Below are 25,964 nucleotides of genomic sequence, written 5' to 3'. Positions count from 1 at the left end.
TAACTACTCATAAAGCAATTCAAAATTGGCAACCGCCGAGTATGCGCCGGGTGTGACTGATATACTGCCATTTCTCACGGCCGATGCGGCTTTCAAATAAGCGCCAAATTTGAGCAGTTGAACTTTTTCTGTCAGTGTTTGTGTCGTACTTTCTGTTGTGCCATTTTTCAAGGAAAGTATTCTCGGTACACCGTTGGCATATTCCATTAACTCGATACCCAGCTCATCTGACTGTTCACCATTGACTCTCAGTAATCCTTCCAGCCCCGGAGCCTTGGCTTCGGTACCTTTGAATTGTACCTGCACAGTACGGCCTACTTCACACTCCTCCAGCCCGATCTGGAAACGGTGCTCAGCGCTTCTGTCATATAAGTCAAAATATTTGGCTCCTATCGGTAAAAATTGCACTTCAATAAGCTCGGAACCTGCGCTGAGAGCACAGGCACCCGCCCAAAGCGTTCCCGAAAACTGGATATCGATTGCGCCGTCAGTGTTTGCTGCCAGAGAATTCATGACGCCTGATATCCCCAGAAGCCATACAGCCATATTTTTACCTATCTTGCTTTCTATCCACATAGCTTCTAGATCCCCGATTTCAATCAGTCATAAGAAATTTCTAGTCGTAGATTGGATTTATCTTTCAGTGTACTGTCTGGCGTGATCTTCAATTGTGGGTTTTCTGAACCGATAACCCAATGAGATCGTTGATATAGCGCTGTTCTTTGTCCATAGTGCTCCGAGGCTGTCAGGGTCACGTTGATCGGTAAGGGCGGATTTTTCGAGATCAGCCCCTCACCGCAACCTATCAGCTCAATCATCAGCAATTTCCCCTGCTTAGGGATTTGATTTGCAGAAGGTACTAACGAACAGGGAGAACTGACTAATGCCCCATGTACTTCCAATTGACCTTCTCTGCCCGGTATTTGCTCCTGCATAAGACGGCTCTTTTCCCTGCTCATTACTTGAGCTATATGAGCATCATGCCTCTTGGGTATCACTTCATCTGAGTATCCCTTGTCCGCCGCGAACAACACTAATCCCAGTAACAAGGTCGTTCGGATATGTTGATGATTTTTCGTCCGATACATGCCAGCCCCCCTTAATTCTTTATAATCATTTTTTTGATTGATCTTTCATGACAACACAAAGTTCGTTACTGCAACTGAATAACAGTGTCGGGCGTCCGCCATAATCATTGATATAGGTCAGATACGGTGCGGCATATTGACCCCGATTTACAGTCTCACTGCTGAATGGGGCAATCATTACTGCTTCAAACTTTCCCCCCTCAGACTGTGGCACGGTATTTCCCATGCCGATAATTGTCGTGTAGTAAGGCGTGGGATTTTCGATGCGATAACCGCCGCTGACTTTATGTAACACCAGTTGATCCTGCCAGACTGAATTAGGTTTAGTTTTAATCGCCGCCGGGCGGTAAAACAGCTTAATTTTGCTTTGCAGGGCGATTTGCAGCACATTGGATTTATCACTTTTGGGTGGAATTTCACGCAGGTTAAAATAGAACAGTGATTCCCGATCCTGGGCTAATAAATTAGAGGCTGGCGTCGCTTCCACTCGCACAAGGCTACGTTTACCGGGTTCGAGACGCTGCACTGGCGGGGTAACAACCAATGGCCCGGTCGTGATTTTCTGTTGATTGGTATCTTCCAGCCATGCTTGAGCCAGATAGGGCAGCTGTTTGTTCTCATTGGCAATATTTAGTGCGATGGATTTTTGATCACCCTCAAATATTGCACGGGTGCGATCCAGAGAAATCGCTGCCTGCCCTGAAAATGAGGTCAGTACCAATGCACCTGATATCAGGCTTGAAGTCAGTTTTGTCAGACATGTTTTGTTCATTATTTCTGTTACTCCCTTCCACTCGTTATCTTATGGTCTTGTCACCTGAAGGTTGGCCGTTTCTAACTGGCCCGGATCTTGCTCTTTTTCTGTTTGCGGTTCTTGTGCTACGCCCTTTCTTTGGCAAGGCAGTACGAGTTGTGATACCGGATCAATATGGCTCGGTAATTTGGTCGTGCACTGTTGGTTATTCCAATCTACCTGTAGTGTTTCATTGGGCTGAGCGCCGCTGACCCACGCAATTCCGTCATCGCTGACGATCCCCAGCTCACGTCCGGCGACGTTACGTACGCTGGCACCAAAGGGGGGCACACTGTTATCTTCAAGTCTGAGTAGGGCGAAGAGGCGGATCCCTTTCAATACTTCAAATTTGCGATAACCAATCGCGCCGTCAGTCAGGATTGACTCGACGACGGCGTTACGTGCTTCCATGTTTTCGCTCAGTTTGTTGACATCTACCATCGTCGTATTGCGGTAGTAACTGCTGACATCGGTCACAACGCCGACACCCCAGCGATTGGTTGTGACCCTTCCTCCATCAATAGGGACATTGGCCACCCCGCGGGTATCGACCATCAGACGGGTTCCTCCATTGAAACCCCCTGCATGCAGGGCTGCACCTTTTGCTGTTACGGTTGCGCCCCCGGAGGCGGATAAACCCACTGAAATATAACGGCCTTGCACCAGCGACATATTCGCCGAAGTTTGGGTGATATCGCCAAGATGGCTGTAATAACCACTTATCTGTGCACGAGCGTGTTCACCGCCACCATGATTCGTTCCTGCTGTCAGGCTGTAGTGGTCATTGTCTCCTGATCGGCCATAATAGCCTGTTGAATGGCTGAATCTTCCGCCGCTATAAGCGCCGTTATAGCTCATCGAACCCTGAGTCAGCGGGACATTCAGGTTCACTAAAATTTCGTCATTCATCTTGCCCGTATTTGCATAACGAGAACGGACCGTCGAGATTCCCAAGGACAGGTTATCTAATCCAAATGCTGAGAAATATTTATCTGCCCGTGCGCTGTAATAGGTGATATTGCCCTGATCCCAGTAAGTCTGGTAGTTGTAGGACAAACCCAGTGACATCTGCTGCTCAGGGAAACTTTTATTCAGAGATATTGTGTACATTTCTTTACTGCGGCCACCCCAGAGATCTCTGTAACGGGCATCCAGATATTGTTGCATGGTCATATAATCACGTTCGCTAAAGCGGTAACCCGCAAAATTTACGTCCGTATTGACATCATCAAACCGTTTGGAATAACTGAGACGCCAGGACTTACCTTTTTGGGTTCCTTGATTGTCTGAGAATTTGCTGATTGACTGGGTTACGTCTGCGGATAAAGTGCCGAATTGCATCAGGTCTAGCCCAGCACCGAGTGCCATTGAGTTGTAGTTGCCCGCAGCGACACCCCCACCATAGAGTGACCAGCGGTTGGAGATACCATAGGAAATTTCGCCGGCACCAAACAGCGGCCCTTCCATTTTGTGGAAGTTATAGCGCGAACGCCCTGATACGAATTTATAGCGGAATTGGCCAGGACGGGTCAGGTAGGGGACATAGGCTGCGTTGACCTGAAAGGTTTTTATTTTACCGTCTTGTTCAGTGATTTTTACATCTAATGTGCCGCGTACTGCACTGCTGATATCCGGAATGGAAAATGGCCCGGGAGGCACCGTCGTTTCATACAAAACGCGTCCCTGTTGTGTGACGGTCACTCTGGCGTTGGTATCTGCAATCCCATTAATTTGCGGGGCATACCCTCTCAGTTTTGACGGAAGCTGCCGTTCATCACTTTCCACACCCAGTCCGGTGTAACTCCAGCCGCTGAAAAGAGCCGAATTAAAAGATGATTCCCCCAGTATCAGATTAGAACGCCATGACGGTAATGCCCGATACAGGTAGACCCGACTCAAGTCCAGTGAAGACTCCTTTCGTCCTTTTCCTCCGGTTGTATGGTAGTAATTCCCCTGATAGTCAGCGCGTAAACGCCAGGCACCATAATTTGCTCCTAGCGTGCCGTTTAGCCAGGCATTTTGTGATTGTGCATCATCAGTAGGCTTTGTGGCGTTTGCGCTAAGGTTATAATCAAGCAGCAGTCCCGGTATGCCATTATCCCAGAGGGAAGGGGGAGACCAAAAGGGATCGGAGTATTCCAGATATAACTGGGGAATGGTCATATTGAGCTGTGATTCAGCCATATCCGCGGAAAATTTCACTCCCTTTAAGGGCAAAAAGTCGACACACTGTCCTTGATGCCACAGGCCGGTATTATTAAGTGCTTTTTCTGTCAAACCGATTCTGTCGCGTAATTTTGGTGAAATACAGATTTCTGAGACAGTTTTATCTTCTATCTTTCGTGAATAAAAAGGAATCGCTGTTTCGTGGCTAATATCTTGCTCATTGACTCTCAGTGCTAATTGATATTGACCCGGCATCACATAACCCGCTTGTGAAAAACGAGATAAATCAATATTTTTCTTATCTTCGAGATCCAGCATATCGGCATTGAATTCCATTGCACCTGATTCTTGAATGTATAAAGTGATTAGAACTGATAATGCCAGCGGATAATTTATCTGCCGTCTTTTTGTTTTATTCATTTATTACGATTCCTGCATCAGATTCAAATGGGCTATTGTCAGCACAATTAGAAATTTCAGCCCTTATTCGTAATTGAGCTTAAAACGCAGAGCGGTATAATAATTACCGGGTGACAAGGGTTCTCCATTCGGAATTAAACTCAGTGTGTATTTCAGTTCGTGTCCATTACCATAAACAGGTATTGCCGGTAAACTTTCACCTGAACGCACCAGATATCCTCGTGAATCATGTATGGTTAACGCGGCTCCCTGTGTACTGCCAGATAAATGAAACCAATGAGGTTTCAGATCTCTCTGCCCTTCAAATGTTATTCGTGCAGGAAGTTGATATTCAGAATTTGATTGCTTTGCCAAAGAACAGTTAATTAACTTAATGACGATATCTTTTTGATTGCCTACGCCATCTTGATTGAGTTTTTTTGCAGGTATGACGCCCATATCCAAGGACTGCCAGGCATCTTCTAATGCGATGGTGCAGCTTGTAGAAACGACACTTCCACTGACATTGACCCAACTTTCATTCGGATTAAGCCCTCGTGTCCCTGCAATTCCGGATGCAGATAAACATAACCAGGACAAAGCGACAATACTGCTTAAGATAAGGTTTGGGTTTTCACTCATCATCACTGAGTCTCCTGCATTTTTGCAAAAACAGAAAAAAATGCCCCTGAAAATGGCGACCTGTGTCGTGCAGCACGCCATACTTCCGGTTGAGGCCATGTTTAAGGGTCAGTTATAGGTAATATCAAAGAGTGCCTTGCCTTGGAAATCACCCTCAGTCACTTCGGTGGCACCTTCTGCTTTTTTGGCATAAGCGATAAAGCCCAATGTATTTGTTCCTTTCTTGAGCCCCATAGAATCAATATCAGTTCCTATTAATATCGCCTTACCTTCATCCGTTGTCAGTTTAACCGAGACGTTTTTAGCCGCCCCAATCATCTTCAATTCTGATTTATTCGTGTCACTCATTCCCTTAAACTTAATGGTGAAATTTTTATCTTGATTAAAAGCACATTGTTCCAATTTGATTTTGAACTCTTGGGCATATTCATTCCCGGCATCGAGGTTGGCTTTTCCGATATGACCGAATTTAACCGTTTGATCAACGGAGTCATTTGCAATATTGCAGGGAGAATTTGTCACTATGCCTTGAAAATTTACTGTACCTGATTCTATGGCCGTTGCGCTTGTATTCTCTTCTGCCGCTTGTGCGCCAAACACGCCCATGCTGGCTATTGTGGTTGTAACTATGAAAAATTTTGTCAGTTTCATCTCGTTTCCTTAGTCGTGTTCACCTGTAGCTTGAAGAATTCACACCTTATTTTCGGGTAATGGAGAGCAACATCAGCATTGAATATCAATAATAAAAATCGATCAGTTATCAATAGTTGACAATTAGAACCAATTTGTTAACTGAAGATAATTAATCTAAAAAAATTAATTTATTTAAATAATAAAACCATCATATTGGATTAAATGAAATATTGATCTTTCGATTTCGAAAGTTGAATGATTTTTTAAAATTGGAAGCGAAATGATGAAATTTATCCACATTTAAATGTTAGATTGTCTAATAATAAACTCATGTTATTTTTTTAAGTTAAATCAATGGAATAAAGAAATGATTTTGCGGAATTTTAAAATTTGAACTACTTTAATATATAGAAATGTATGAGGTTACAGTTTGGTTCTAATTGTTAACTATTTTCGTTTCTTTTTATAAGCCAAAATCCTTGTGAAATACTTCTCATGAGATAGAGTACATCGCCTATTGCGGGATATGTCATTGCTAATTAAGTTGATAAAATCAATCTGTTATGTTTTTGTTTTTTTTCGGCTGATGATTTAAATAGATTATTTAAATGTTCGGATTTGCTCAAATCGCTCAAGTTATAGGATTTTTATTGCTGATTTTCTTTTTCATTCAGATTAATCATTGTGTTATCCATGAGTATCACAGTGATTACCTGAATTTAAGCATCAGCATATGCCAGCCAAACACTAACTGGCATACCTCACTAATCCTTAACCAACCAAATACGTCAGCATCTGCTGCTGCGGCATTAGGATCTCCTTGTAATATCGCAATGTGCTATATTAATAATATTTGAAAAAACCTTAGTATTTTATGTTTATATATGATAATGACTAATGAAACTTCCTTAAATTCAATGTAATCTATAAGAAGTTCTATAGATTGCGTGGTGAAATAGTATTTTTTCGGGAGGGAGGTAATAGATGATCAGTTTATTTTCGATAAAAAATTTTGGTCCAATAGAGGCTTGCGAAGGAGAACGTCTGGGTAAGATTAATCTCTTTATAGGGGAAAATAGTTGTGGAAAGACGTACTTATTGAAAATACTTTATTGTATTCTTCGTACGGAAGAAGAAACTGGACGAGGTAATGATAGGCGTGAATTTTTTGAGGTTCTGAGTGACAAATTATATTGGACATTCCAGACAGAAAAATTGGGAGAAATGGTAAGAAAAGGTAGTAGAAATCGGTTGTCTATATATACCAGAATGACTAATGGTGGAGAATTGAATTTTAAATTTGGACCGGACACGACTAATACAATTAGACCCGATCTCAATTCATTGACTGGCAGAGAGGCTAATTCAATATTTTTGCCACCTAAAGAAGTCCTTTCACTTTGGAATGTGATTATGAAAAGTGCATTGCAAGACAAAGTATTTGGTTATGATGCAACTTATTCTGATTTGGTTCTTGCACTCCAAAACCAAACACAGAAAGGGAGGAATTTTGAAAATTTTAAACAATCACGAAAATTACTGGAAGATATGTTCCAAGGTAAGATAGTGTTTGAAAGCGATAGATGGGTATATAAAAAAGGAAACGCAAGATTTTCAATTCATAATACTGCGGAAGGGATAAAAAAAATAGCTATTTTAGATACATTATTGGGTAATCGTTATCTTACACCTGATTCTGTCATTTTTATTGATGAGCCGGAATCTGCTTTACATCCAACAGCTATTGTACAATTGTTGGATATTGTTAAGCTGTTGGCACAGCAAGGTATTCAGATATTTATGGCCACACATTCTTATTATGTCATTAAGAAACTTTTACTTATTGCCAAATATGAATCAATGCCTATTCCTTGTTTCACTCCTGATGATAATGGTATTTGGAGACAAACCTGTTTACTAAAAGAGGGTTTGCCTGATAATGAGATTATAAATGAATCCATTCGCTTATTTGAACAAGAGTTTAATGGGATAAAATAATGGAACATATGGTAACGGTATCTGAATCAGGTATAGAGTTTGGCCCATTCCATCGTTCGAATGTATTTCAGATTGAGAATGTTCCTTATGTTAAAACTTTACAAGGTATAAAATCATGTGAGTTTGTTCTCTGGCGTGATGAGCAAAGGCATCTAATATTTTTGGAAGCTAAATCTTCTATTCCGAATAATACAAAATTACCTGACGAATATAATTTATTTTTTGCTAATATTTGTGAGAAATTTGATAATTCTGTTCAATTAATGACATTTGCTAGTTTGAATGCTTGTAGTGATATACGTGAATCACTGTCAGAGATTATGCGTAATATTGATTGGAAAGATATTAAGATACATTTGTATTTAGTTATCCCAAATGCACCTGATCAATTTTTATCACCGTTAACCGATAAAGCAAGGAGTGTTTTGAAACGCCAAATCAAGCTATGGAAAGCAGAGTTGTTTGTTATTAATAAACGATTGGCAAAAGATAAACACCTTCATAATACCCAGTGAATAGTGTTTATAAGCTGATTTTTATAATGTTGATACCCTTCATTTTTCAAATCACAGCTTTGTTGGCCGCAATTTGAAAGATGAAGGTAAAAATTTATTGGGTATATATTATCGGTATTATTACATGCCAGAAAACCGTGAATTGGCATGTATGATTTCTGTTTTTCATCCCACAATATACGTCAGCACCTGCTGCTGTGGCATCAACACAAAATTCCCATGAAATTGCGAGCCAGCCTGATATTCATCAGATAACGTTTTCAGCAATTTGATGCTTACTGTGTGATGACTCCAATCAATGGCTGTAATTTCTGCGGCATGAAAATCAAAAAAACGTTTCACATGGGGATAGAGTGCTTTGAAAAGGCTTTCTTTGATGGAAAAGGTAAGGGTGAATGCTTGAGCAAAAGAGAGTGTACATTCTTTCAGCAATTTTGCTTCGGTTTCACTAATGACAGTGCGTGAAACACTATCGATAGTATCCTGTTTAATTTCTTGTTCGATATCCACCCCAATTATCTGATATTTCTCGCGGGAAGCGGCAAAAACAATGGCGCAGTTGGCGGAGTGGGACAGGGAGCCGCAAACCTTATCAGGCCAGACAGGAGAGCGATCTGGCGCATTTATGACCTGAAATTCAGGATAGTCCATGCTATTTAAGATCTGTTGAGTGCAGTAGCGAGCCGCCAGATATTCAGCTTTCCGCTTGTTCACTGCGTTCTGTAGCCTTGCTGGATAGGTAATACCGTACTTATCAAATAATATATCCTGATAGCAAGCCTGATCATAATAAGTCTGCATGACCTGAATATCAGGGTATTTGGGTAAGTTGCCTCTCTGAATGATGGTGAAGAAGGGATCATCGATGGCAGTGGTTTTAACTGGGGTAAAAGTAATTTCTTTCATGATCAATAGAATATTATGGGTGAGTTATTATCTATTAATTTTGCCATACTTTAGTATTTGTTCACTAACTTACTGACTCTTTTTATACTCTTTCTTGTTATCATTTTTATTGTGTGAAACAGTGACACTAACAGAAACTGGCACACGGAAGAATGTGATATCGTGTTTATCGAATCTTTGCATGAGTCAATCAGATTGAGAAAGAGGTTAATATGGAAATATTAGTGACAGGTGGAATGGGATATATCGGCAGTCATACGTGTGTTCAGATGATGGAAGCGGGAATGACGCCGATCATTATCGATAACCTGTGCAATGCCAATCGCGAAGTATTGGCGCGCATTGAGGCATTGACGGGTGTGATGCCCCTGTTTTATGAAGGGGATATTCGTGATGAATCATTCCTCGATACTATTTTTTCCCGCCATCAAATTCAGTCGGTGATTCATTTTGCAGGTTTGAAAGCGGTTGGGGAATCCGTCGCCAAACCTATTGAATACTATGATAACAATGTCAATGGCACGTTGGTGCTGGTGCGCAGCATGCATAAAGCGGGCGTAAAAAGCATTATTTTCAGTTCATCAGCAACGGTGTATGGCGATCCGGAGATTGTTCCAATTACAGAGCAATCCGCCGTAGGGAATACCACTAACCCTTATGGCACCAGCAAGTATATGGTTGAGCGTTGTCTGTCTGATCTTCATCACGCCGAAAGTGATTGGTCGGTAGTCTTGTTACGTTACTTTAATCCGGTTGGTGCACATCCTTCTGGCACTATGGGCGAAGATCCGCAGGGCATTCCCAATAATTTGCTGCCATACATCGCTCAAGTGGCAGTAGGCCGCAGGGAAAAGCTGTCCGTTTATGGCGGTGATTACTCAACGTATGACGGTACAGGCGTTCGCGATTATATCCATGTTATGGATTTGGCTGATGGGCATATTGCGGCACTGAATGCCGTTGGCAAGAAATCAGGTCTGCACATCTACAATCTGGGAACCGGAAAAGGGACTAGCGTATTGGAAATGGTTACGGCATTTAGCCATGCTTGTGGCAAACCCGTTCCTTATGAAATTTGTCCGCGTCGTCCGGGTGATATCGCCGAATGTTGGTCAAGCCCGGAAAAAGCGGAACGTGAGTTGGGCTGGAAAGCCAGCCGCACTCTTGTTGAAATGACGGCTGATGCATGGCGCTGGCAATCCCAAAATCCTAATGGTTATACCCAATAGGCTTCAAAAGGGAATCCCTCTCCTGAGTCACGTCAGCGTGAAGGTGAGGGAGGATGGTTAAACAGATACTGTGAATTTCTGCATTATTACCCATTTCTTTACCAACTGTTGTTATCCATCACAATAAGAGGAGTATGGTTATGAGTTCTAACCCGCAGCAAGAAACTAACCCGCAGCAGTGGACTGCCGTTGATCATTATCTCAAAAAAAGTTTGTTAAAATCGGCACCACATCTCGAAAAGACACTCGAATATAACGTCAGCCAAGGATTGCCTGCTATTGATGTTTCCCCGCTTATGGGGCAGTTTTTAAGAATGATGGTACAGATCAGTGGAGCAAAACGTATTCTCGAAATCGGTACATTGGGCGGCTACAGCTCCCAATGTATGGCTAAGGAATTGCCTGATGACGGGCTACTTGTCACATTGGAAAAAGAACCCAGGATGGCTCAAGTTGCGCAGCATAATATCGACCAGGCGCAGCTTGCACACAAAATAAAGATTATTGTGGGAGATGCTCGTGAAACCTTGCCGACGCTGGTCACTGAGCCATCTTTTGATCTGATTTTTATTGATGCGGATAAGCAAAACAGTGAATTGTATCTCGATTGGGCCATTAAGCTGGGACGTCCGGGAAGTATTATCATCATGGACAATGTCGTTCGTGCCGGGGCTATTTTGCATCAGCAGCGTGATGAGCAGGTTGAAGGTATGCGTAAGTCGTTGGATACCATGCTTAACCGTCCTGAAATCACAGTAACGGCTTTACAGACAGTCGGTGAAAAAGGTTGGGATGGCTTTGCGTTATTACGGATAAACACGGAAAATCATTAAGCTGTTATCCTCGATTTTTCGGATATTTATTTGTGTATAAATATTGAAGATGAGTATTAAGGTTTACAAAAAGGATGGCTTATTTAAATCATAAACCATCCTTTAAAATAATAAATGAGCATGGAGTCTTTAATAAGACTGATAATTAATCGATAGTTTCTAAAGAGCAACTCATTAAATAAAACGTAATATTATTGTTTTTTGACCGCAGTTTTTTCAGATTTCCGAGCTAACTGACAGGCTTTACGTTCATCAGGCTCTCGGTCTTTAATCACTTTTGCTGTTTCATCCACGGTAGGGAGGGCAAAACCCATATCATCATAAGCACTAAAACCAATCAGGCGATAGCCACTTAGTTGGGTATTTACGGGAATGCGGAATTCTTTTTTCTCTCCCGGTGCCAGTGATTCAAATGATTGTACTGTCAGAGCCTGAGGTTCACATTTGGTATCCAGAGGCAAAACCGCCAGATAGCCTCCTGCTACAGGTTTATCACCTTTATTTTCCAGCGTGCCCCCTACAAAGAATTTGCCATTGGCTCCCAACCCCATGTGGAACAACAGGTGCGCTTCGCCTTTCGCCCATAAGGCAGAGCTAAACAGGCTACCCGCCAGTAACATCGCTCCGTATGTGTAACTACGCCATTTCATTTTTATTCTCCTATTGAGTGAATTCCTGACATGAAATAGGTATTGCAGTGGTTAGAAAAAAAATCAAGTTAATCTGGCTGATATCAATTTGTATATCGGGTTATTTATTCATATTTACACAATGACTACTAGCTGTGCCATTACCTGTTGTAACTCGTGTGAATTCATCTGGGTCCAATATAGCAATGTAGCTGGTTAAATAGTGGTTGCAACCTATGCTGTCGGCTATGCTCAGCGCTTCTGGAGGATTAAGGAGGGTGATATTAGGTAGTGATTTGTATTCGTAGTCCCATTGCTGAGAAATATCAAGCACCTGAAAATCAGGCGGTAAATTGGGAACGATATCTTTTGCATAGTTGAATACTTCATAGTGGCTAAAATTATTATCAACATATTCAACAAATTCATTATTTCCGGGTCTCGGGCAAGCAAACAAACAGGCAGAATGATTGGGTGCTAAAAAAGCGATATCACACATCAAATAAGAAGCGATGGCGGCTCCAAGACTATGAGCGAGTATTGTGAATTGGCCGTTTATGCCTATGATTTGAGTAATCGCATCGGCCAGTTTTAGTTGGCTATAATCGCAATCACATTCAGAATTAAACGCAATGAGTTTCAGTGAGTCGTAAACGCTATAAAAACCGCGGCTTACTTTCCGTTCTGGGGCACTAGACCAAGGCGATGTAAAAATGGCAATGATATCATGGAGATCCTCCAGAAGGTTTGTGTCATCCGTTCCTCGGAATATAATGACATACTTTCCCGGTGCGTTCTTCTTCTCTGCAATATATCCGTAACAGACACTCTCCGGCAGTGTGAATAACATTTTTTTTTCTACTGAGAAAGAGGTGTCATCTCCGGAAATATAAGCGATAAGATTCCATCCATCTTCTTTGATACGTGGATCAGCGGGAGGAGTGGGATTATTGTAATGTTTTTCATTCATATCATAGGCATACATGATTAATGATGCTAATTTTGCTGCTTCAATGTGCGTATACATAACATATCTCCTCTGTATTATAGAAAAAGCAGAAAGATGATAATTTAAGCGAATTTCATCTTGAAGAAATTGTAGGGAATTTGGGCGTGTAGTGTGGAATTTTAAAGCGTCATTGATGATCTATTGATGTTAAAGAAATACCCTTTTCATCGGGTTGACCGGGTATTTAGTCAAAATAACGACCTATCTATTAATATAGAATTAATTACATTTTGTTATATATAGTTTTTATTTGTTCTTTTAAATTCATTGCTATGCGGCGTTATTCTTTACCAATCTGAAAGTTTTAGTTTGCAAATATCACTGATTATCAAGAGGCTAATATGGCTGTACCACGTTCGGTTCTTGAACTGATTGGGAATACTCCGCTACTGGAGTTGACCCATCTGGATACTGGCCCATGCCAGTTGTTTATCAAGTTGGAGAACCAAAATCCGGGTGGCTCTATTAAAGACCGAGTGGCCCTTTCAATGATTGAAAAGGCTGAAAAGCAGGGATTGTTGCAGCCAGGTGGAACCATCATTGAAGCGACGGCTGGTAATACCGGTATAGGGCTGGCGCTGGTTGCTGCCATGAAAGGCTATAAACTGATTCTGGTTGTGCCTGATAAGATGAGCCGAGAAAAAATTTATCACTTGCGGGCATTAGGGACGGATGTGCGTCTGACTCGTTCTGATGTCGGCAAGGGGCATCCTGAGTATTATCAGGACTACGCGCTGCGTTTATCAAAGGAAATCAGTGGCGCCTATTATATCGATCAGTTCAACAATTCCTCGAATTCATTGGCTCATGCGACGACGACAGGCCCCGAAATCTGGCAACAGATGGAGCATAACGTGGATGCTGTGGTGGTTGGTGTGGGTTCTGGTGGTACGCTTGGCGGTTTGAGCCAATACTTCAGGGAAGTCTCCCCCGATACGGAATTTGTTCTCGCTGATCCGAAAGGGTCAATTCTGGCAGATTATGTTGAGCACGGCCGTTACGACGAAGCCGGAAGCTGGTTTGTTGAAGGTATTGGCGAAGATTTTATCCCACCGCTCGGGGATTTTTCTCAAGTTCAGAATGCCTATCGGATTACTGATTCAGAAGCCTTTTCCAGCGCCAGAGATTTGCTCCTGCAAGAGGGCATTCTGGCGGGTTCATCTTCGGGAACTTTACTGGCCGCTGCTCTACGTTATTGCCGCGCCCAGAAGACGCCAAAACGGGTGGTGACGTTAGCCTGTGACAGTGGTAACAAATATCTGTCGAAGATGTTTAATGATTACTGGTTATTGGAGCAAGGGTTACGTTCACAGCCACAAGAGAACGATTTGAGTGATTACGTCACCTATCGTTATCGGGATGGTGCAACAGTTTCAGTTTCGCCGCAGGATACTCTGCAAATCGCTCATGGCCGAATGCGCCTGTATGACATTTCGCAGTTACCTGTGCTCGAAAATGAACAGGTTGTGGGCATCATTGATGAATGGGATTTAATGCATGCCATTCACTCAGATTCTCATAATTTCTCTTTGCCAGTCAGTAAGGCAATGACGGGTCAAGTTAATACCCTCAATAAAAAGGCTCCACTGGAGCAGTTGACTGCAACTTTTGATGCGGGTCATGTGGCTTTGATTGTGGATGATAACAATCGTTTTCTGGGTCTGGTTACCCGTACTGACGTGCTGAATGCATGGCGCCAACAACTCAATTGATTTCTCAGGAATAATTTAATGACTACAACTAAGTTTGATACAAAAAGCGTTCATGCAGGCTATGTCCCCGATCATACCGGTGCCGTCATGCCCGCTATTTATGCCACTTCCACTTATGCACAACCTGCTCCCGGCCAGCATACAGGCTATGAGTACTCTCGCAGCGGTAATCCAACCCGTGATGCTCTGGAACGTGCCATTGCTGAATTGGAGAACGGCACGCGTGGCTATGCTTTTGGTTCAGGGCTGGCCGCCAGTTCTACCATTTTGGAGCTACTGGATAAAGACAGTCATATTATTGCCGTAGATGATCTGTATGGCGGGACTTACCGATTATTGGAAAAAGTCCGTCGTCGGACGGCTGGCCTGCGTGTTACGTATGTTGAAGCGGGGAACACTGCTGCGCTGGAAGCCGCCATTGAGCCTGATACAAAAATGATTTGGGTGGAGACACCAACCAATCCACTGCTGAAACTGGCTGATCTGGCTGCCATTGCCCAGATCGCCCAGCGCCATAAGATTATCAGCGTGGCGGATAATACTTTTGCATCTCCCTATATCCAGCGTCCTCTTGATTTAGGTTTTGACATTGTTGTTCACTCAGCAACCAAATACCTGAATGGCCATTCCGATGTTGTCGCGGGCCTCGCCGTGGTGGGGAGCAATGCTGAGCTGGCGGAGCAGGTTGCTTTTCTGCAAAACTCCATTGGTGGCATTCTCGATCCTTTCAGCAGTTTCCTTGTCCTGCGTGGTATACGGACGCTGGCGCTGCGTATGGAACGGCATATCGATAATGCAGAGAAGATTGCACATTGGTTGGAGCAGCAACCTCAAATAGAGAAAGTGTTTTATCCGGGTCTGGCTTCCCATCCTCAGCATGAATTGGCAAAACGTCAGATGCAGGGTTTTGGTGGCATGATTTCCGTGGTGTTGAAAGGCGATGATGACTATATACGCCGAGTGATTAAGGAACTGAAATTATTTACGCTGGCAGAAAGTCTGGGTGGAGTAGAAAGTCTGATTGGCCAGCCATTTACGATGACCCATGCTTCGATTCCACTGGAAAAGCGTCTGGCATCAGGTATCACACCACAATTGATCCGTATTTCAGTCGGTATTGAAAACTCAGAAGATTTGATTGCTGATTTTGCTCAGGCGTTAGAAAAAGCCAGCCTGTAACAAAAATAAGATAATGAAAAACAGAATGCCAGCCGCTCTTCCTCGGCTGGCATTTTTGTGTTGCTCTTTTTTAGCGATTGTCTTATTGCCTTCTGCTGTAAATTATCCCTAAATATCTACTTGAGGATAAGGTATTATTCCTGCTGAATAAGGCAAAAAACTGACGTCAGATACCCAGTGAAAAGAGGATGATGTGTTATGGCAATTTTAAATATACTCACGATCCCTGATGAAAGATTGAGACAAAAATGTGTTGATGTCATGCATGTTGATGAAATACAAACACTGATTGATGACATGCTGGATACAATGTATGACACAGATAATGGCATTGGTTTGGCTGCACCGCAGGTTGGCCGAAAAGAAGCGGTGCTGATCATTGATATCTCACCCAATCGGGATCAGCCGATGGTGTTAGTCAATCCCAAGATTGTTGAAAAAGAGCGTCGGGTCGTGAATCAAGAAGGATGTCTGTCTATACCGGGATATTACGCGGATGTAGAAAGATTTGAAAAAGTGAAAGTGGAAGCACTGGATCGTCATGGCAAAGCGATTACGGTGGAAAGTGAAGATTTTCTATCGATTGTTATGCAACACGAAATTGATCATTTGAATGGCATTGTTTTTATTGATTATTTGTCACCCTTGAAAAGGCAGATGGCGCTGAAAAAAGTAAAGAAATTTTTGAGTAATAAGGCAAGTTAGCTATATAACGGAAAAGGAAAATATCACCATTCGTTTCATGGTAATATTATTCCTTAACTCAATATTTTAATTTTATATATCAGCGTTATTTAAATTATTACTGATAAATAAAAATAAAAAAGATACAGATTTATTTATAAATAATAATTATACGGGTTTGAGTACGGAATCTTGTGCTGTTTTAAATTAGAGTGGGCAATGTTTATCTAACTGAATTTAAATAAAATTATAGTATATGATATAAAAGAGGGAATTATCGTGGCTGGAAAAAATGATATTACATTTTATCAACAACCCAATTTTACTATCAGCTTGAGTTTGATAGATACAACTGATGCTAAGATTGGTGCCTATTTGATGATACTTGATGCTGAAGGGATCAATAACGCGCAGGTTTTCTCGATTAAAAGTGGAAGTGAAATGGAATATGTTCACATTCCATCAACGGCCAGCAGTAACCAATTTACATGCTCCATTTATATCAAAAAAGTGGATAATGGCAGTTATCCGCTGGTTGGCACTTTCTATCTTCGCTATCATCCGGCATCTGGGATTGTTGATATGACTGAAGTGAAAATATCGCCGGGTTCCCTGTTGAATTTGGAGGTAGACAGAGTGGATAACACTCAGTTTCACTTTAAACTGCAAGCGAAGTAATGCAATCAGGCGATGATTGGGAAAAGCCAGCCTGTTGTTTATGTATGTATTGATTGTGTGACCAGAATTCTGAAATGATATCAGTTTGCATAATGATTTATATAATAAATAATTATACATTTTTATTTAATTAATGAGTCTGGTCATGCCGATTTGTATATTGATATACGAAAATATTGAAATATTCTTAATTCTCTGGCATTGATAATATTATTTATTTTTATTATATAGATAATCGGCTGAAGGTACGTCGAGATATGGGAAACCGTTGACGTTTATTATTAAATATAGGGTTTAAACACCTGAAAATGTTGCTCGATGATATGATGAATTAAGCCGTGTGCGAATGTCCATCAAAAACGGGCATGATACATGCATTGTTTTCATAAGAAAAAATAACGAGCCAGCAGGGGGGCTGTGAAGTTTTTTTTCAAATAAAAACCGCGGGGAAGTGTCATGATGGGTTGACCAAATTCGCCAATCGCTTCTGTCAACGCTCGGCTATTGGCGGCTTTGGGACGTAATTGCAACACTTCTCCGTGACGTGCGGTGATATTCTCAACTTTGCCCAATACGATCAAATCCATTAATTCTTCCCAATCACGTCGCAATAGCTCTTCTTCAATCGGATCGGGGCTCCAGAGCAGTGGTGAACCGACACGGCGTTCGGCAAGTGGGATTTCCCTTTCCCCTTCAACAGGTATCCACAGGACACGGGATAATTTACGCTTGACGTGGCAATTTTCCCATCTAATGCCACTATTGCCCGTTAAAGGTGCAACGCAGACAAAGGTTGTTTCCAGTGGTGAACCGTTCTTATCTACAGGGATGGTTTTTAGTTCAATGCCAATATGTTCGAAATCTTGTTCTGGCTTACTGCCTGCACTTGCACCCAAATAATATTCAAGCAACATGCCAACCCAACCTTTATCCCGTTTGAGATCGGGAGGAATGGGCAGATTGGTCTGCGCAGCCAGCTCACCCATTGACAAACCAGCCAGAGAATTAGCTCGTTCGAGTAGTTGTTGTTCATTTTCAGGTGGACTGGGCGGTGTAAAGTACATGTTTATCGCATATATTTTTGATGGTTAAAAAATGTTCAGTATGATTAAGGAAAATCATTATGAACTTATCATTATGATGATTACCTTGATAATAGCATGATATACAAGATTTTTTAATTAGTGTTCACCGTATTAAAAATAGTCTTGTTATGATTGTTCACCTATTCCCAGCGATAATAAACAGGATCTTACACTATGTTATCCACAGATTTCTGGGATAAGTGATAAAAATTGAGATCACTGGTTTGATTTACAGCTCTGTTAAACCCTGTTTTCTACAAAAATAGACGATTTTTGCTTAACTAAAAGGCATATCCTGTGGATAAAATCATCATTGGTTGATATTTGCTCAGTGTGAACAAAATAGGAAATTATGATGACTGATATCGCTCGTAAAAAAGAGAATAAAATGAGTTAAAATAATGAAAAGTAATGAGTATTTATTTAAGTTTATAACGCGTTATAAAATATGAAAGAAAAATATACCCGTCTTACCCCTGTCTTTTTCACATACATATCCACAGAAAAAGTGAATAAAATAGTGGCCGCCAGACTAAAAATGTTTATAACTTTAGCTTTTTCTGTGAATTATCCTTGCAGCGGTGCAAACCACGCAGATTTAAAGTCAAACCATCCGAACGCGCTCATTTTTATTCCCCTTATGCTGTGCTGCCCCTGCATTTTTTTTAACAAAAGCATTTCATAGTAGGATGAAATGATGGCACCTCATCCTACTCGATATAGGTAGGTAGCGTCTGCTTTCAACGCAGAAATGCGGGTTGATGCTGTAATGCCTGCCCGATGTTATCGAATCTATTTACCATGCAGTGGTGCAAAGTGTTGGTGCCTTAAATCCCTTCGGCAATATAACGTGCAATGATATTGCCCATTTCATCGGTACTGACTGCTTTGTCATTATCGGCTAAATCTGTTGTGCGATAACCTTGCTCCAGTGCATGGTTAATAGCTTGTTCAATGGCGTCTGCGACATCATCACGCTCAAAACTGTAACGCAGTAACAGTGCGGTAGATAAAATCTGAGCGATGGGGTTGGCAATGTTTTTGCCTGCAATGTCAGGCGCTGATCCGCCCGCTGGCTCATATAAGCCAAACCCTTTTTCATTCAGGCTGGCGGAAGGTAGCATCCCCATTGAACCCGTGATCATGGCGCATTCGTCGGATAAAATATCACCAAAAATATTGGAGCATAGCAGAACATCGAACTGAGCCGGATTTTTGATCAATTGCATGGTGGCGTTGTCGATATACATGTGTTGGATTTCAACATCAGGGTACGCTTTTGCGACTTCGCTGACGACTTCATGCCACAGTACGGAACTTTGCAAAACGTTCGCTTTATCAATTGATGTGACCTTATGACGACGTTTGCGGGCAGATTCAAAAGCGATACGGGCGATCCGTTCTATTTCGAAACGATGGTAAATTTCGGTATCAAAAGCCCGCTCATATTTTCCTTTTCCTTCCCGTCCCTTAGGTTGACCAAAATAGATGCCACCCGTCAGTTCACGAACACATAAAATGTCAAAACCTCTCTCCGCGATATCTTGGCGAAGTGGGCAAAAAGATTCTAAACCCGCATATAAGCGCGCCGGGCGTAAATTGCTGAACAGTTTGAAGTGTTTGCGCAGTGGCAGCAACGCACCACGCTCTGGCTGTTCTGCGGGAGGCAAATGTTCCCATTTGGGGCCGCCAACGGAGCCAAATAGGAGTGCGTCGGCTTTTTCGCAACCGGCTATGGTTGTTTCAGGTAACGGGCAACCATGACGATCAATTGCAATGCCCCCTATGTCATATTCGCTGGTTGTGATGTGGAAGTTAAAGCGCTGGCGGATAGCATCTAACACTTTATAGGCTTGTCTCATGATTTCGGGGCCAATACCGTCACCAGGCAAAACCGCAATGTGATAGCTGCCAGAGTCTTGTTTGTGTGTAGTAGGGTGGTTTGACATTGTTATGCAGTTTCCTTTGTATTGTTATTGGGGAAATTGTTTTGGGAGGTATTGCTTTGTATGCGCTGTTTTTCTTTCTCGACTTGTTCGGCCTGCCAGATGCTATTCAGAATGGGGATCATGGCTTTGGCAGAGGATTCAATGATATCTGTTTCCAATCCCATGCCGTGGAAACGGCGCCCAGAATGTTCCACGATAATATTGACCTGACCGAGAGCATCTTTCCCATGTCCTTTGCCGGACAACTGGTAGGAGATCAGTTCGAGTGAATATCCGGTAATGCGGTTGATGGCTTGATAGATAGCATCAACAGTCCCATTGCCTGTAGCGGCTTCAGATTTGATCTCATCCCCGCAGGCCAGACGCACGGTCGCCGTTGGCACGATGTTGGTGCCGGACTGGGTGCTGAAATAGTCCAGACGGTAATGTTCATTCTCTTGCTGTTGTTGATTGATGAACACCAGCGCTTCCAGATCGTAATCAAACACCTGGCCTTTTTTGTCTGCCAGACGCAGGAAAGCTTTATACAGGGTATCCAGATTATAATCCTGCTCCTGATAGCCCATCTCAGACATACGGTGTTTCACGGCTGCACGGCCAGAGCGAGAGGTCAGGTTCAATTGGGTATCTTTCAGTCCGATGGATTCTGGCGTCATGATTTCGTAAGTTTCGCGGTTTTTCAGGACGCCATCCTGATGAATGCCTGATGAGTGGGCAAAAGCATTACTGCCGACAACCGCTTTATTGGCCGGAATTGGGGTATTACAGATCTGGCTGACCAATTGGCAGGTGCGGTAAATTTCCTTGTGGTTGATATTAGTGTGAACGCCTAATATTTGTTGGCGAGTTTTGATTGCCATGATCACTTCTTCCAGCGAACAGTTCCCCGCGCGTTCTCCTAAACCGTTGATGGTGCCTTCGATCTGACGGGCTCCGGCCTGAACCGCTGTAATCGAGTTCGCCACGGACATGCCCAAATCATCATGGCAATGGACAGAAATAATCGCTTTATCAATATTGGGTACCCGATCAAATAAATTTTGGATAATGCCGCCAAATTGATAAGGCGTGGTATAGCCAACGGTATCGGGAATATTAATGGTGGTTGCGCCCGCCTTGATTGCCTGTTCAACAATGTGACATAAGTTGTCGATATTCGAACGGCCGGCATCTTCGCAGGAAAATTCAATATCGTCGGTGTACTTACGAGCACGCTTGATGGAACGAACGGCCATTTCGACAACATCGTCAAATTCTTTTTTCAATTTATGTTCGACGTGCAGGCTGGAGGTCGCCAAAAACAGGTGCAGGCGGAAGGCTTCCGCGACTTTCAGGGCTTCGGCGGCAACATCAATATCATTATCAACACAACGGGATAATGCACAGATACGGCTGTTCTTGATCTCACGGGCGATGGTTTGAACCGACTCAAAATCGCCTGGGGAAGAAACGGGAAATCCCGCCTCAATAATATCCACCCCGAGTCTTTCCAGTGCATAAGCGACTTGCAGCTTTTCTTTTACACTCAGGCTGGCCTGTAATGCCTGTTCGCCATCGCGCAGTGTGGTATCGAAGATAATAACTTGCTGGCTCATGTTGTGCTCCTATCAATAGATTATTGTGTTTGATTCTTGAGCGCCGAGCCGGTATAAAAAAACCGCGCACGGCGCGGTTTTTTTCACATCTGATGGAGGTTAACTCTGTCTTTCCCCTACCAGCATACCGCACACATTAAAGGCGATGAGTAGTAGGCTTAGTAGGCGAATAGTGTGAATCATGTAAGCTAACCTTTATAAATCTGTTAATTGAATATGACGACCTCAAAGGACTTTTATTGATACGTTATCTTCAAAACAATGTCAAGCAGCGCAAATATGAGTCAAGAGTGAATGATACTCACCTCTGGTCATTTATCGAACTACTTTTAGTTTTGGTGACTATTTTTTACATTTTTAGCGATGTTTTTATCTATTATTTGTATCTATATATGAAGTAAAATTCGGCTCTAATGGATAATAAATAGGATATCTGTTATTTTATACAGTTGTTTTGTGCAGATGTTCACTGATGGATTAAGAGACAGGGATGAAATGGATGTTCACCGCAGTGTTTCTAGGTTAAGAAAACATAACCATATAGAATATTAATAAGATGTACCTCAATATATTGGAAGAACTAATTTTTGGTTAATATAGCCTGATAATTTTTCTGATAGATAGAAGGAACACCATTATTTTATTATGAATTGTTTCTACTCGTCATTATGACATTATTGGTTGCGCATTTTCACGCGTAAGTGACTAATGTAATTCGAGTTATTTCTCTTCATACATAAAACATTAATATTCATGCTTATAAGAATATTAGCGTCGTATAAATAAGAATGCATTGGTTATGCATATTTATTTTTGTACAAGGAAGGATCTCAATTTAATTTCTAACAAATTGGGGTGATTGATCTTATTAATTGGTGTGGCGGTTTACTGTGTCAAAATGTTGCATTGAGACACTACCAATATTCCGTTATTTAATGAGGTCGCTGCAATAAATTTAGTGGAGTGAAATAATGACTGGATATAATTCAGTAACGACAAGAAGAAAAGAATCATGTGAAATGCAATTGCGTAGTGTGGATCTCAATTTGCTTACTGTGTTTGATGCTGTAATGCAAATGCAGAACATTACGCGTGCGGCTCAGGCACTGGGAATGTCACAACCGGCTGTCAGTAATGCGGTAGCTCGCTTAAAAACTATGTTTGATGATGAGTTGTTTGTGCGCTATGGCCGTGGCATTCAACCAACGGCAAGGGCAAAACAGCTCTTTGGGCCACTCAGACAGGCACTTCAAATTGTCCATAATGAGTTGCCTGGCGTGGGGTTTGAGCCCGATAATAGTACGAGGGTATTTAACCTCTCTATTTGCAGCCCGCTTGATATTCGTTTAGCTGCCCAAATTGTTGGGGAAATAAAAAAACATTCGCCAAATATCGAAGTTGTCATTAAAACACAAATCAATGACAATATTGAGAAACAATTAAAATATCAGGAAATAGAATTCGTTATCAGTTATATACAATTAGACCAGCCTGATTTTCATAATTCTCCATTGTTTAATGATGAATTGGTTTTGGCCGTTTCCAAAACGCACCCTCGAATCGGTAAACGCATTAATCAGCAGCAATTGCAGGAAGAGAGGCATGCAATTGTGGCATTGGATAATGTAGATTCATTCAGTAAACCTTACTATGAAAGTAATGAATTGTTGCGTTCTGTTTCTTATCAGGGTACGGATTTAAATAGTGTTCTCAATATCGTGTCTCAGACTTATTTAGTCGCTATTGCACCGAAATGGATGGTTGAGCATTATTCTGAACAGTTAAATATACGTGCGATACCCTTGCCTAACGGCCGAATCTCCCGCCCCTGCTATTTGATATGGCACGGTTCGACAAACAGAGATAAAGGTCATCAGTGGATGAAATCGTTACTGAGCCATTTTGGTGAACAGGAATAAAACAAAATGCATGATGCTGCCAGAATCTGTTTCATCAGGTGTCATTTTGTCTGACGTCATGGTAACAGGCATTATTGTTGCAAATGATTAAGATTATCTAATGGAACCGATTGTCGGAGAGCGTGTGCGGTCTTACTGTTCTGCCTTTATGACGATATTTATCTCTATTTATCCCTAGCTATCCGATAAGTCCTGTAAAACTTCCCCCCTTAGGGGGGAGAAGAGAGTAAAAATACGCTTTCCCCTTCTACCAGGAATAGGTAGACTGCGCGAAAATAGCGAACACCTGTAAGCTGAAAAGCAGTCAGTGTGCTTGCTGAGTATGATAAACCTAAGACTTATACAGGAATATATCGTGATAACAGATTCCCTGCATTCCTATCACCTGATCAACCGGTTGCAGCAGCAAACCATTGAATATCCAGAAAAAATTGCATTCAGGCAATGGTCACCATCAGAGCAGCTTGAAATGAGTTGGCAAGACGTTACTTATAGAACGGAATCCATCGCAAAAGCTTTGTTGTCACTGGGTATAGAAATTCAGGAGAAAGTCGCTATTTTTGCGCATAACTGTATTGCATGGTCATTGGCTGATTTGGCTGTTCTTCAGTTACGTGCGGTTACAGTCCCTCTTTATGCGACCAGCAGCCGTGATCAGGCTGCCTTCATTCTCACGGATGCTGGTGTGCGGGTACTGTTTGTCGGTGAGCAAGAGCAATATAATGTTGCGATGACGTTGCTGGAATTGTGCCCTCAACTCAATCATCTTATTGTGCTGGATGAGTCCGTTGACTTGAAGGGCTGTCCGCAGGCGCAGCATTTATCTGCCTTCATTGCCAATGACCATGCACAATATCAGCCAGAGCTTGATAACCGCATTGCAGGGCAGGATTTAAATGATCTTTTCACCTTGATCTACACCTCCGGTACAACGGGAGAGCCAAAAGGAGTGATGTTGGATTACCACAATATCGCTTCGCAGCTTTACCTGCATGATCAGCGTCTGACATTGACCAGAGAAGATGTATCACTCAGCTTTCTACCTTTGTCCCATATCTTCGAGCGTGCATGGAGTTACTATGTCATGCATACAGGGGCGCTTAATGTCTATTTAACTGACACCAACTCTGTGCGCGAGGCGATGGCTGAAGTACGTCCAACTGTTATGTGCGCTGTTCCCCGTTTTTATGAAAAAGTGCACAGTGCAATTCTTGAGAAAGTTTCCCGTGCGCCATTTTTGCGCAGGATGATTTTCCGCTGGGCGATAAAGCGGGGAGAAAGCCGCTGGATGTGTCAGCTACAGAATAAAAAAGCGTGTCTCTTCTCTTTCTGTAGTGATCAACTGGCCGACAAACTGGTGTTGAGCAAGCTCCGTAACATATTGGGAGGACGAGTGCGTTTCTTACCCGTGGCAGGAGCACGCCTTGACGATGCTATTGCCCGGTTTTTCCTGTCCGCCGGCATCAATATCAAATATGGTTACGGCATGACAGAAACTTGTGCCACGGTGTCTTGCTGGGAAGAGAAGAACTATCTTCCCGGCTCGATTGGTACACCATTGCCGGGCGTTGATGTGCGCATCAGTGCCGAAGATGAAATTCAGGTACGTGGCCCTATTGTGATGAAAGGCTATTTCAACCGGCCGGAAGAAACGGTTCATGCTTTTACCGAAGATGGCTGGCTGCGTACGGGGGATGCAGGGGGATTGGATGAAACAGGCAATTTGTTCATCACTGAGCGCCTGAAAGATTTGATGAAAACCTCGACGGGAAAATACATTGCTCCGCAAATGCTTGAAGGGACTTTGGGACAGGATCGTTTCATTGAATATATTGCGGTTATTGCCGATTCCCGTAATTTTGTTTCTGCGTTGATTGTCCCCAGTTATGACGCATTAGAAGATTACGCAAAATCCATCCATCTTCATTATCGCGATCGTATCGAGTTGCTGAACAATCGTCAGATCATCGAACTGTTTGAACAACGTTTGGTGGAACTGCAAAAAAATATTGCCAAATACCATCAGGTAAAACGCTTTATCCTGCTGCCAGAAGCCTTCTCCATGGAAAAAGGCGAATTGACTCCCACACTGAAACTGCGCCGTAAGGTGATTTCGCAACATTATCACGATGAAATCGAATCCATGTATCGAGATTAATGTTCTCAGTATGTGAATTGATGTTTGCTAACGTTGGTGTCTAACGTTATGTTAATTAATCTAGTGTTATCGAATGAGCTAACACTAGATTGACTTTATATAAATAAAAAGTGGAATAAATAAGGTTGTTTTTAATGACGATTTTATGAAATTCCGACGATTAAC

22 protein-coding genes are annotated in these 25,964 nt (G+C 42.3%); 10 read left to right on the top strand and 12 right to left on the bottom strand.

The annotated features are described in order from the left end of the window. Positions 1 to 3: 3 nt before the first annotated feature. The 6 genes from PSI22_RS07255 to PSI22_RS07230 all read right to left on the bottom strand — a co-directional run bounded on the left by PSI22_RS07255 (position 4) and on the right by PSI22_RS07230 (position 5,739). Positions 4 to 546, bottom strand: a complete 543-nt coding sequence (locus PSI22_RS07255) for a fimbrial protein (RefSeq protein ID WP_273579181.1) — start codon at positions 544 to 546, stop codon at positions 4 to 6. A gap of 53 nt (positions 547 to 599) precedes the next feature. Next, positions 600 to 1,088, bottom strand: coding sequence for a pilus-assembly fibrillin subunit (locus PSI22_RS07250; protein WP_273579180.1), 489 nt, complete (start codon positions 1,086 to 1,088; stop codon positions 600 to 602). 25 nt (positions 1,089 to 1,113) lie between these two features. Continuing rightward, on the bottom strand, positions 1,114 to 1,860 hold the full coding sequence (locus tag PSI22_RS07245) for a fimbrial biogenesis chaperone (RefSeq protein WP_273579179.1): 747 nt from the start codon (positions 1,858 to 1,860) through the stop codon (positions 1,114 to 1,116). Between the two features lie 30 nt (positions 1,861 to 1,890). After that, positions 1,891 to 4,467, bottom strand: coding sequence for a fimbria/pilus outer membrane usher protein (locus PSI22_RS07240; RefSeq protein ID WP_273579178.1), 2,577 nt, complete (start codon positions 4,465 to 4,467; stop codon positions 1,891 to 1,893). 63 nt (positions 4,468 to 4,530) lie between these two features. Continuing rightward, positions 4,531 to 5,091 (bottom strand): fimbrial protein, encoded by a 561-nt coding sequence (locus tag PSI22_RS07235; protein WP_273579177.1) that lies wholly within the window; start codon positions 5,089 to 5,091, stop codon positions 4,531 to 4,533. Between the two features lie 105 nt (positions 5,092 to 5,196). Next, positions 5,197 to 5,739 (bottom strand): fimbrial protein, encoded by a 543-nt coding sequence (locus PSI22_RS07230; protein ID WP_273579176.1) that lies wholly within the window; start codon positions 5,737 to 5,739, stop codon positions 5,197 to 5,199. A gap of 966 nt (positions 5,740 to 6,705) precedes the next feature. Here PSI22_RS07230 and PSI22_RS07225 point away from each other — a divergent pair. Beyond that, positions 6,706 to 7,719, top strand: a complete 1,014-nt coding sequence (locus tag PSI22_RS07225; RefSeq protein ID WP_273579175.1) for an AAA family ATPase — start codon at positions 6,706 to 6,708, stop codon at positions 7,717 to 7,719. Further along, on the top strand, positions 7,719 to 8,234 hold the full coding sequence (locus PSI22_RS07220) for a hypothetical protein (RefSeq protein ID WP_273579174.1): 516 nt from the start codon (positions 7,719 to 7,721) through the stop codon (positions 8,232 to 8,234). The genes PSI22_RS07225 and PSI22_RS07220 overlap by 1 nt, the downstream gene beginning before the upstream one ends. Before the next feature lie 165 nt (positions 8,235 to 8,399). On the opposite strand, the gene PSI22_RS07215 is transcribed toward PSI22_RS07220, so the two are convergent. Beyond that, positions 8,400 to 9,140: a 4'-phosphopantetheinyl transferase family protein gene (locus tag PSI22_RS07215; RefSeq protein WP_273579173.1), complete on the bottom strand. Its 741-nt coding sequence runs from the start codon at positions 9,138 to 9,140 to the stop codon at positions 8,400 to 8,402. A gap of 212 nt (positions 9,141 to 9,352) precedes the next feature. Here PSI22_RS07215 and galE point away from each other — a divergent pair, with 212 nt between their 5' ends. Both galE and PSI22_RS07205 read left to right on the top strand, forming a co-directional pair. Further along, entirely contained in the window at positions 9,353 to 10,369 is a 1,017-nt protein-coding gene (galE, locus tag PSI22_RS07210) for a UDP-glucose 4-epimerase GalE (RefSeq protein WP_273579172.1), read from the top strand. Between the two features lie 140 nt (positions 10,370 to 10,509). Further along, positions 10,510 to 11,202: an O-methyltransferase gene (locus PSI22_RS07205; RefSeq protein WP_273579171.1), complete on the top strand. Its 693-nt coding sequence runs from the start codon at positions 10,510 to 10,512 to the stop codon at positions 11,200 to 11,202. 191 nt (positions 11,203 to 11,393) lie between these two features. Here PSI22_RS07205 and PSI22_RS07200 read toward each other — a convergent pair whose 3' ends face one another. Continuing rightward, positions 11,394 to 11,852 (bottom strand): membrane-associated Zn-dependent protease 1, encoded by a 459-nt coding sequence (locus PSI22_RS07200; RefSeq protein ID WP_273579170.1) that lies wholly within the window; start codon positions 11,850 to 11,852, stop codon positions 11,394 to 11,396. A 100-nt stretch (positions 11,853 to 11,952) separates the two neighbouring features. Beyond that, positions 11,953 to 12,858: a lipase family protein gene (locus tag PSI22_RS07195; protein ID WP_273579169.1), complete on the bottom strand. Its 906-nt coding sequence runs from the start codon at positions 12,856 to 12,858 to the stop codon at positions 11,953 to 11,955. A gap of 323 nt (positions 12,859 to 13,181) precedes the next feature. Between PSI22_RS07195 and PSI22_RS07190 the strand changes: the two genes are divergently transcribed. The 4 genes from PSI22_RS07190 to PSI22_RS07175 all read left to right on the top strand — a co-directional run bounded on the left by PSI22_RS07190 (position 13,182) and on the right by PSI22_RS07175 (position 17,093). Then, complete coding sequence (locus tag PSI22_RS07190; protein WP_273579168.1) at positions 13,182 to 14,552, top strand: pyridoxal-phosphate dependent enzyme; 1,371 nt, start codon at positions 13,182 to 13,184, stop codon at positions 14,550 to 14,552. 18 nt (positions 14,553 to 14,570) lie between these two features. Further along, the gene (locus tag PSI22_RS07185; RefSeq protein ID WP_273579167.1) at positions 14,571 to 15,731 is read left to right on the top strand and encodes a trans-sulfuration enzyme family protein; all 1,161 of its coding nucleotides are present in this window, start codon (positions 14,571 to 14,573) and stop codon (positions 15,729 to 15,731) included. Between the two features lie 198 nt (positions 15,732 to 15,929). Continuing rightward, positions 15,930 to 16,436 carry a peptide deformylase gene (gene def / locus PSI22_RS07180; RefSeq protein WP_273579166.1) on the top strand — a complete coding sequence of 169 codons (507 nt, stop codon included), beginning with the start codon at positions 15,930 to 15,932 and terminating at the stop codon, positions 16,434 to 16,436. Between the two features lie 258 nt (positions 16,437 to 16,694). Then, positions 16,695 to 17,093: a hypothetical protein gene (locus PSI22_RS07175; protein ID WP_273579165.1), complete on the top strand. Its 399-nt coding sequence runs from the start codon at positions 16,695 to 16,697 to the stop codon at positions 17,091 to 17,093. 383 nt (positions 17,094 to 17,476) lie between these two features. On the opposite strand, the gene mutH is transcribed toward PSI22_RS07175, so the two are convergent. The 3 genes from mutH to leuA form a co-directional block, all read right to left on the bottom strand. Then, positions 17,477 to 18,157, bottom strand: a complete 681-nt coding sequence (mutH, locus tag PSI22_RS07170) for a DNA mismatch repair endonuclease MutH (protein WP_306310526.1) — start codon at positions 18,155 to 18,157, stop codon at positions 17,477 to 17,479. An 848-nt stretch (positions 18,158 to 19,005) separates the two neighbouring features. Beyond that, complete coding sequence (gene leuB, locus PSI22_RS07165; RefSeq protein WP_273579164.1) at positions 19,006 to 20,127, bottom strand: 3-isopropylmalate dehydrogenase; 1,122 nt, start codon at positions 20,125 to 20,127, stop codon at positions 19,006 to 19,008. 2 nt (positions 20,128 to 20,129) lie between these two features. Further along, positions 20,130 to 21,722 (bottom strand): 2-isopropylmalate synthase, encoded by a 1,593-nt coding sequence (gene leuA, locus PSI22_RS07160; protein WP_273579163.1) that lies wholly within the window; start codon positions 21,720 to 21,722, stop codon positions 20,130 to 20,132. Between the two features lie 971 nt (positions 21,723 to 22,693). Between leuA and leuO the strand changes: the two genes are divergently transcribed. Continuing rightward, positions 22,694 to 23,641, top strand: a complete 948-nt coding sequence (gene leuO, locus PSI22_RS07155) for a transcriptional regulator LeuO (protein WP_273579162.1) — start codon at positions 22,694 to 22,696, stop codon at positions 23,639 to 23,641. Positions 23,642 to 23,963: 322 nt separating this feature from the next. Continuing rightward, a complete protein-coding gene (locus PSI22_RS07150; protein ID WP_273579161.1) occupies positions 23,964 to 25,799 on the top strand; it encodes an AMP-dependent synthetase/ligase in 1,836 nt (611 codons plus the stop codon). Positions 25,800 to 25,964: the final 165 nt, after the last annotated feature.

The organism is Xenorhabdus aichiensis, assembly GCF_028598775.1.
Classification (GTDB): Bacteria; Pseudomonadota; Gammaproteobacteria; order Enterobacterales; family Enterobacteriaceae; genus Xenorhabdus; species Xenorhabdus bovienii.
This window is presented reverse-complemented; position numbering and strand designations above follow the sequence as displayed.

Bases quoted from the DNA above. Each gene is read 5' to 3' on its own strand.
- PSI22_RS07150 (WP_273579161.1), top strand. From the start codon at position 23,964: ATGATAAACCTAAGACTTATACAGGAATATATCGTGATAACAGATTCC.
- PSI22_RS07205 (WP_273579171.1), top strand. From the start codon at position 10,510: ATGAGTTCTAACCCGCAGCAAGAAACTAACCCGCAGCAGTGGACTGCC.
- PSI22_RS07200 (WP_273579170.1), bottom strand. From the start codon at position 11,852: ATGAAATGGCGTAGTTACACATACGGAGCGATGTTACTGGCGGGTAGC.
- PSI22_RS07235 (WP_273579177.1), bottom strand. From the start codon at position 5,091: ATGATGAGTGAAAACCCAAACCTTATCTTAAGCAGTATTGTCGCTTTG.
- def (WP_273579166.1), top strand. From the start codon at position 15,930: ATGGCAATTTTAAATATACTCACGATCCCTGATGAAAGATTGAGACAA.
- PSI22_RS07245 (WP_273579179.1), bottom strand. From the start codon at position 1,860: ATGAACAAAACATGTCTGACAAAACTGACTTCAAGCCTGATATCAGGT.
- PSI22_RS07250 (WP_273579180.1), bottom strand. From the start codon at position 1,088: ATGTATCGGACGAAAAATCATCAACATATCCGAACGACCTTGTTACTG.
- PSI22_RS07190 (WP_273579168.1), top strand. From the start codon at position 13,182: ATGGCTGTACCACGTTCGGTTCTTGAACTGATTGGGAATACTCCGCTA.
- galE (WP_273579172.1), top strand. From the start codon at position 9,353: ATGGAAATATTAGTGACAGGTGGAATGGGATATATCGGCAGTCATACG.
- PSI22_RS07240 (WP_273579178.1), bottom strand. From the start codon at position 4,467: ATGAATAAAACAAAAAGACGGCAGATAAATTATCCGCTGGCATTATCA.
- PSI22_RS07195 (WP_273579169.1), bottom strand. From the start codon at position 12,858: ATGTATACGCACATTGAAGCAGCAAAATTAGCATCATTAATCATGTAT.
- PSI22_RS07230 (WP_273579176.1), bottom strand. From the start codon at position 5,739: ATGAAACTGACAAAATTTTTCATAGTTACAACCACAATAGCCAGCATG.
- leuB (WP_273579164.1), bottom strand. From the start codon at position 20,127: ATGTCAAACCACCCTACTACACACAAACAAGACTCTGGCAGCTATCAC.
- PSI22_RS07255 (WP_273579181.1), bottom strand. From the start codon at position 546: ATGGCTGTATGGCTTCTGGGGATATCAGGCGTCATGAATTCTCTGGCA.
- mutH (WP_306310526.1), bottom strand. From the start codon at position 18,157: ATGTACTTTACACCGCCCAGTCCACCTGAAAATGAACAACAACTACTC.
- leuA (WP_273579163.1), bottom strand. From the start codon at position 21,722: ATGAGCCAGCAAGTTATTATCTTCGATACCACACTGCGCGATGGCGAA.
- PSI22_RS07225 (WP_273579175.1), top strand. From the start codon at position 6,706: ATGATCAGTTTATTTTCGATAAAAAATTTTGGTCCAATAGAGGCTTGC.
- PSI22_RS07185 (WP_273579167.1), top strand. From the start codon at position 14,571: ATGACTACAACTAAGTTTGATACAAAAAGCGTTCATGCAGGCTATGTC.
- PSI22_RS07215 (WP_273579173.1), bottom strand. From the start codon at position 9,140: ATGAAAGAAATTACTTTTACCCCAGTTAAAACCACTGCCATCGATGAT.
- leuO (WP_273579162.1), top strand. From the start codon at position 22,694: ATGACTGGATATAATTCAGTAACGACAAGAAGAAAAGAATCATGTGAA.
- PSI22_RS07220 (WP_273579174.1), top strand. From the start codon at position 7,719: ATGGAACATATGGTAACGGTATCTGAATCAGGTATAGAGTTTGGCCCA.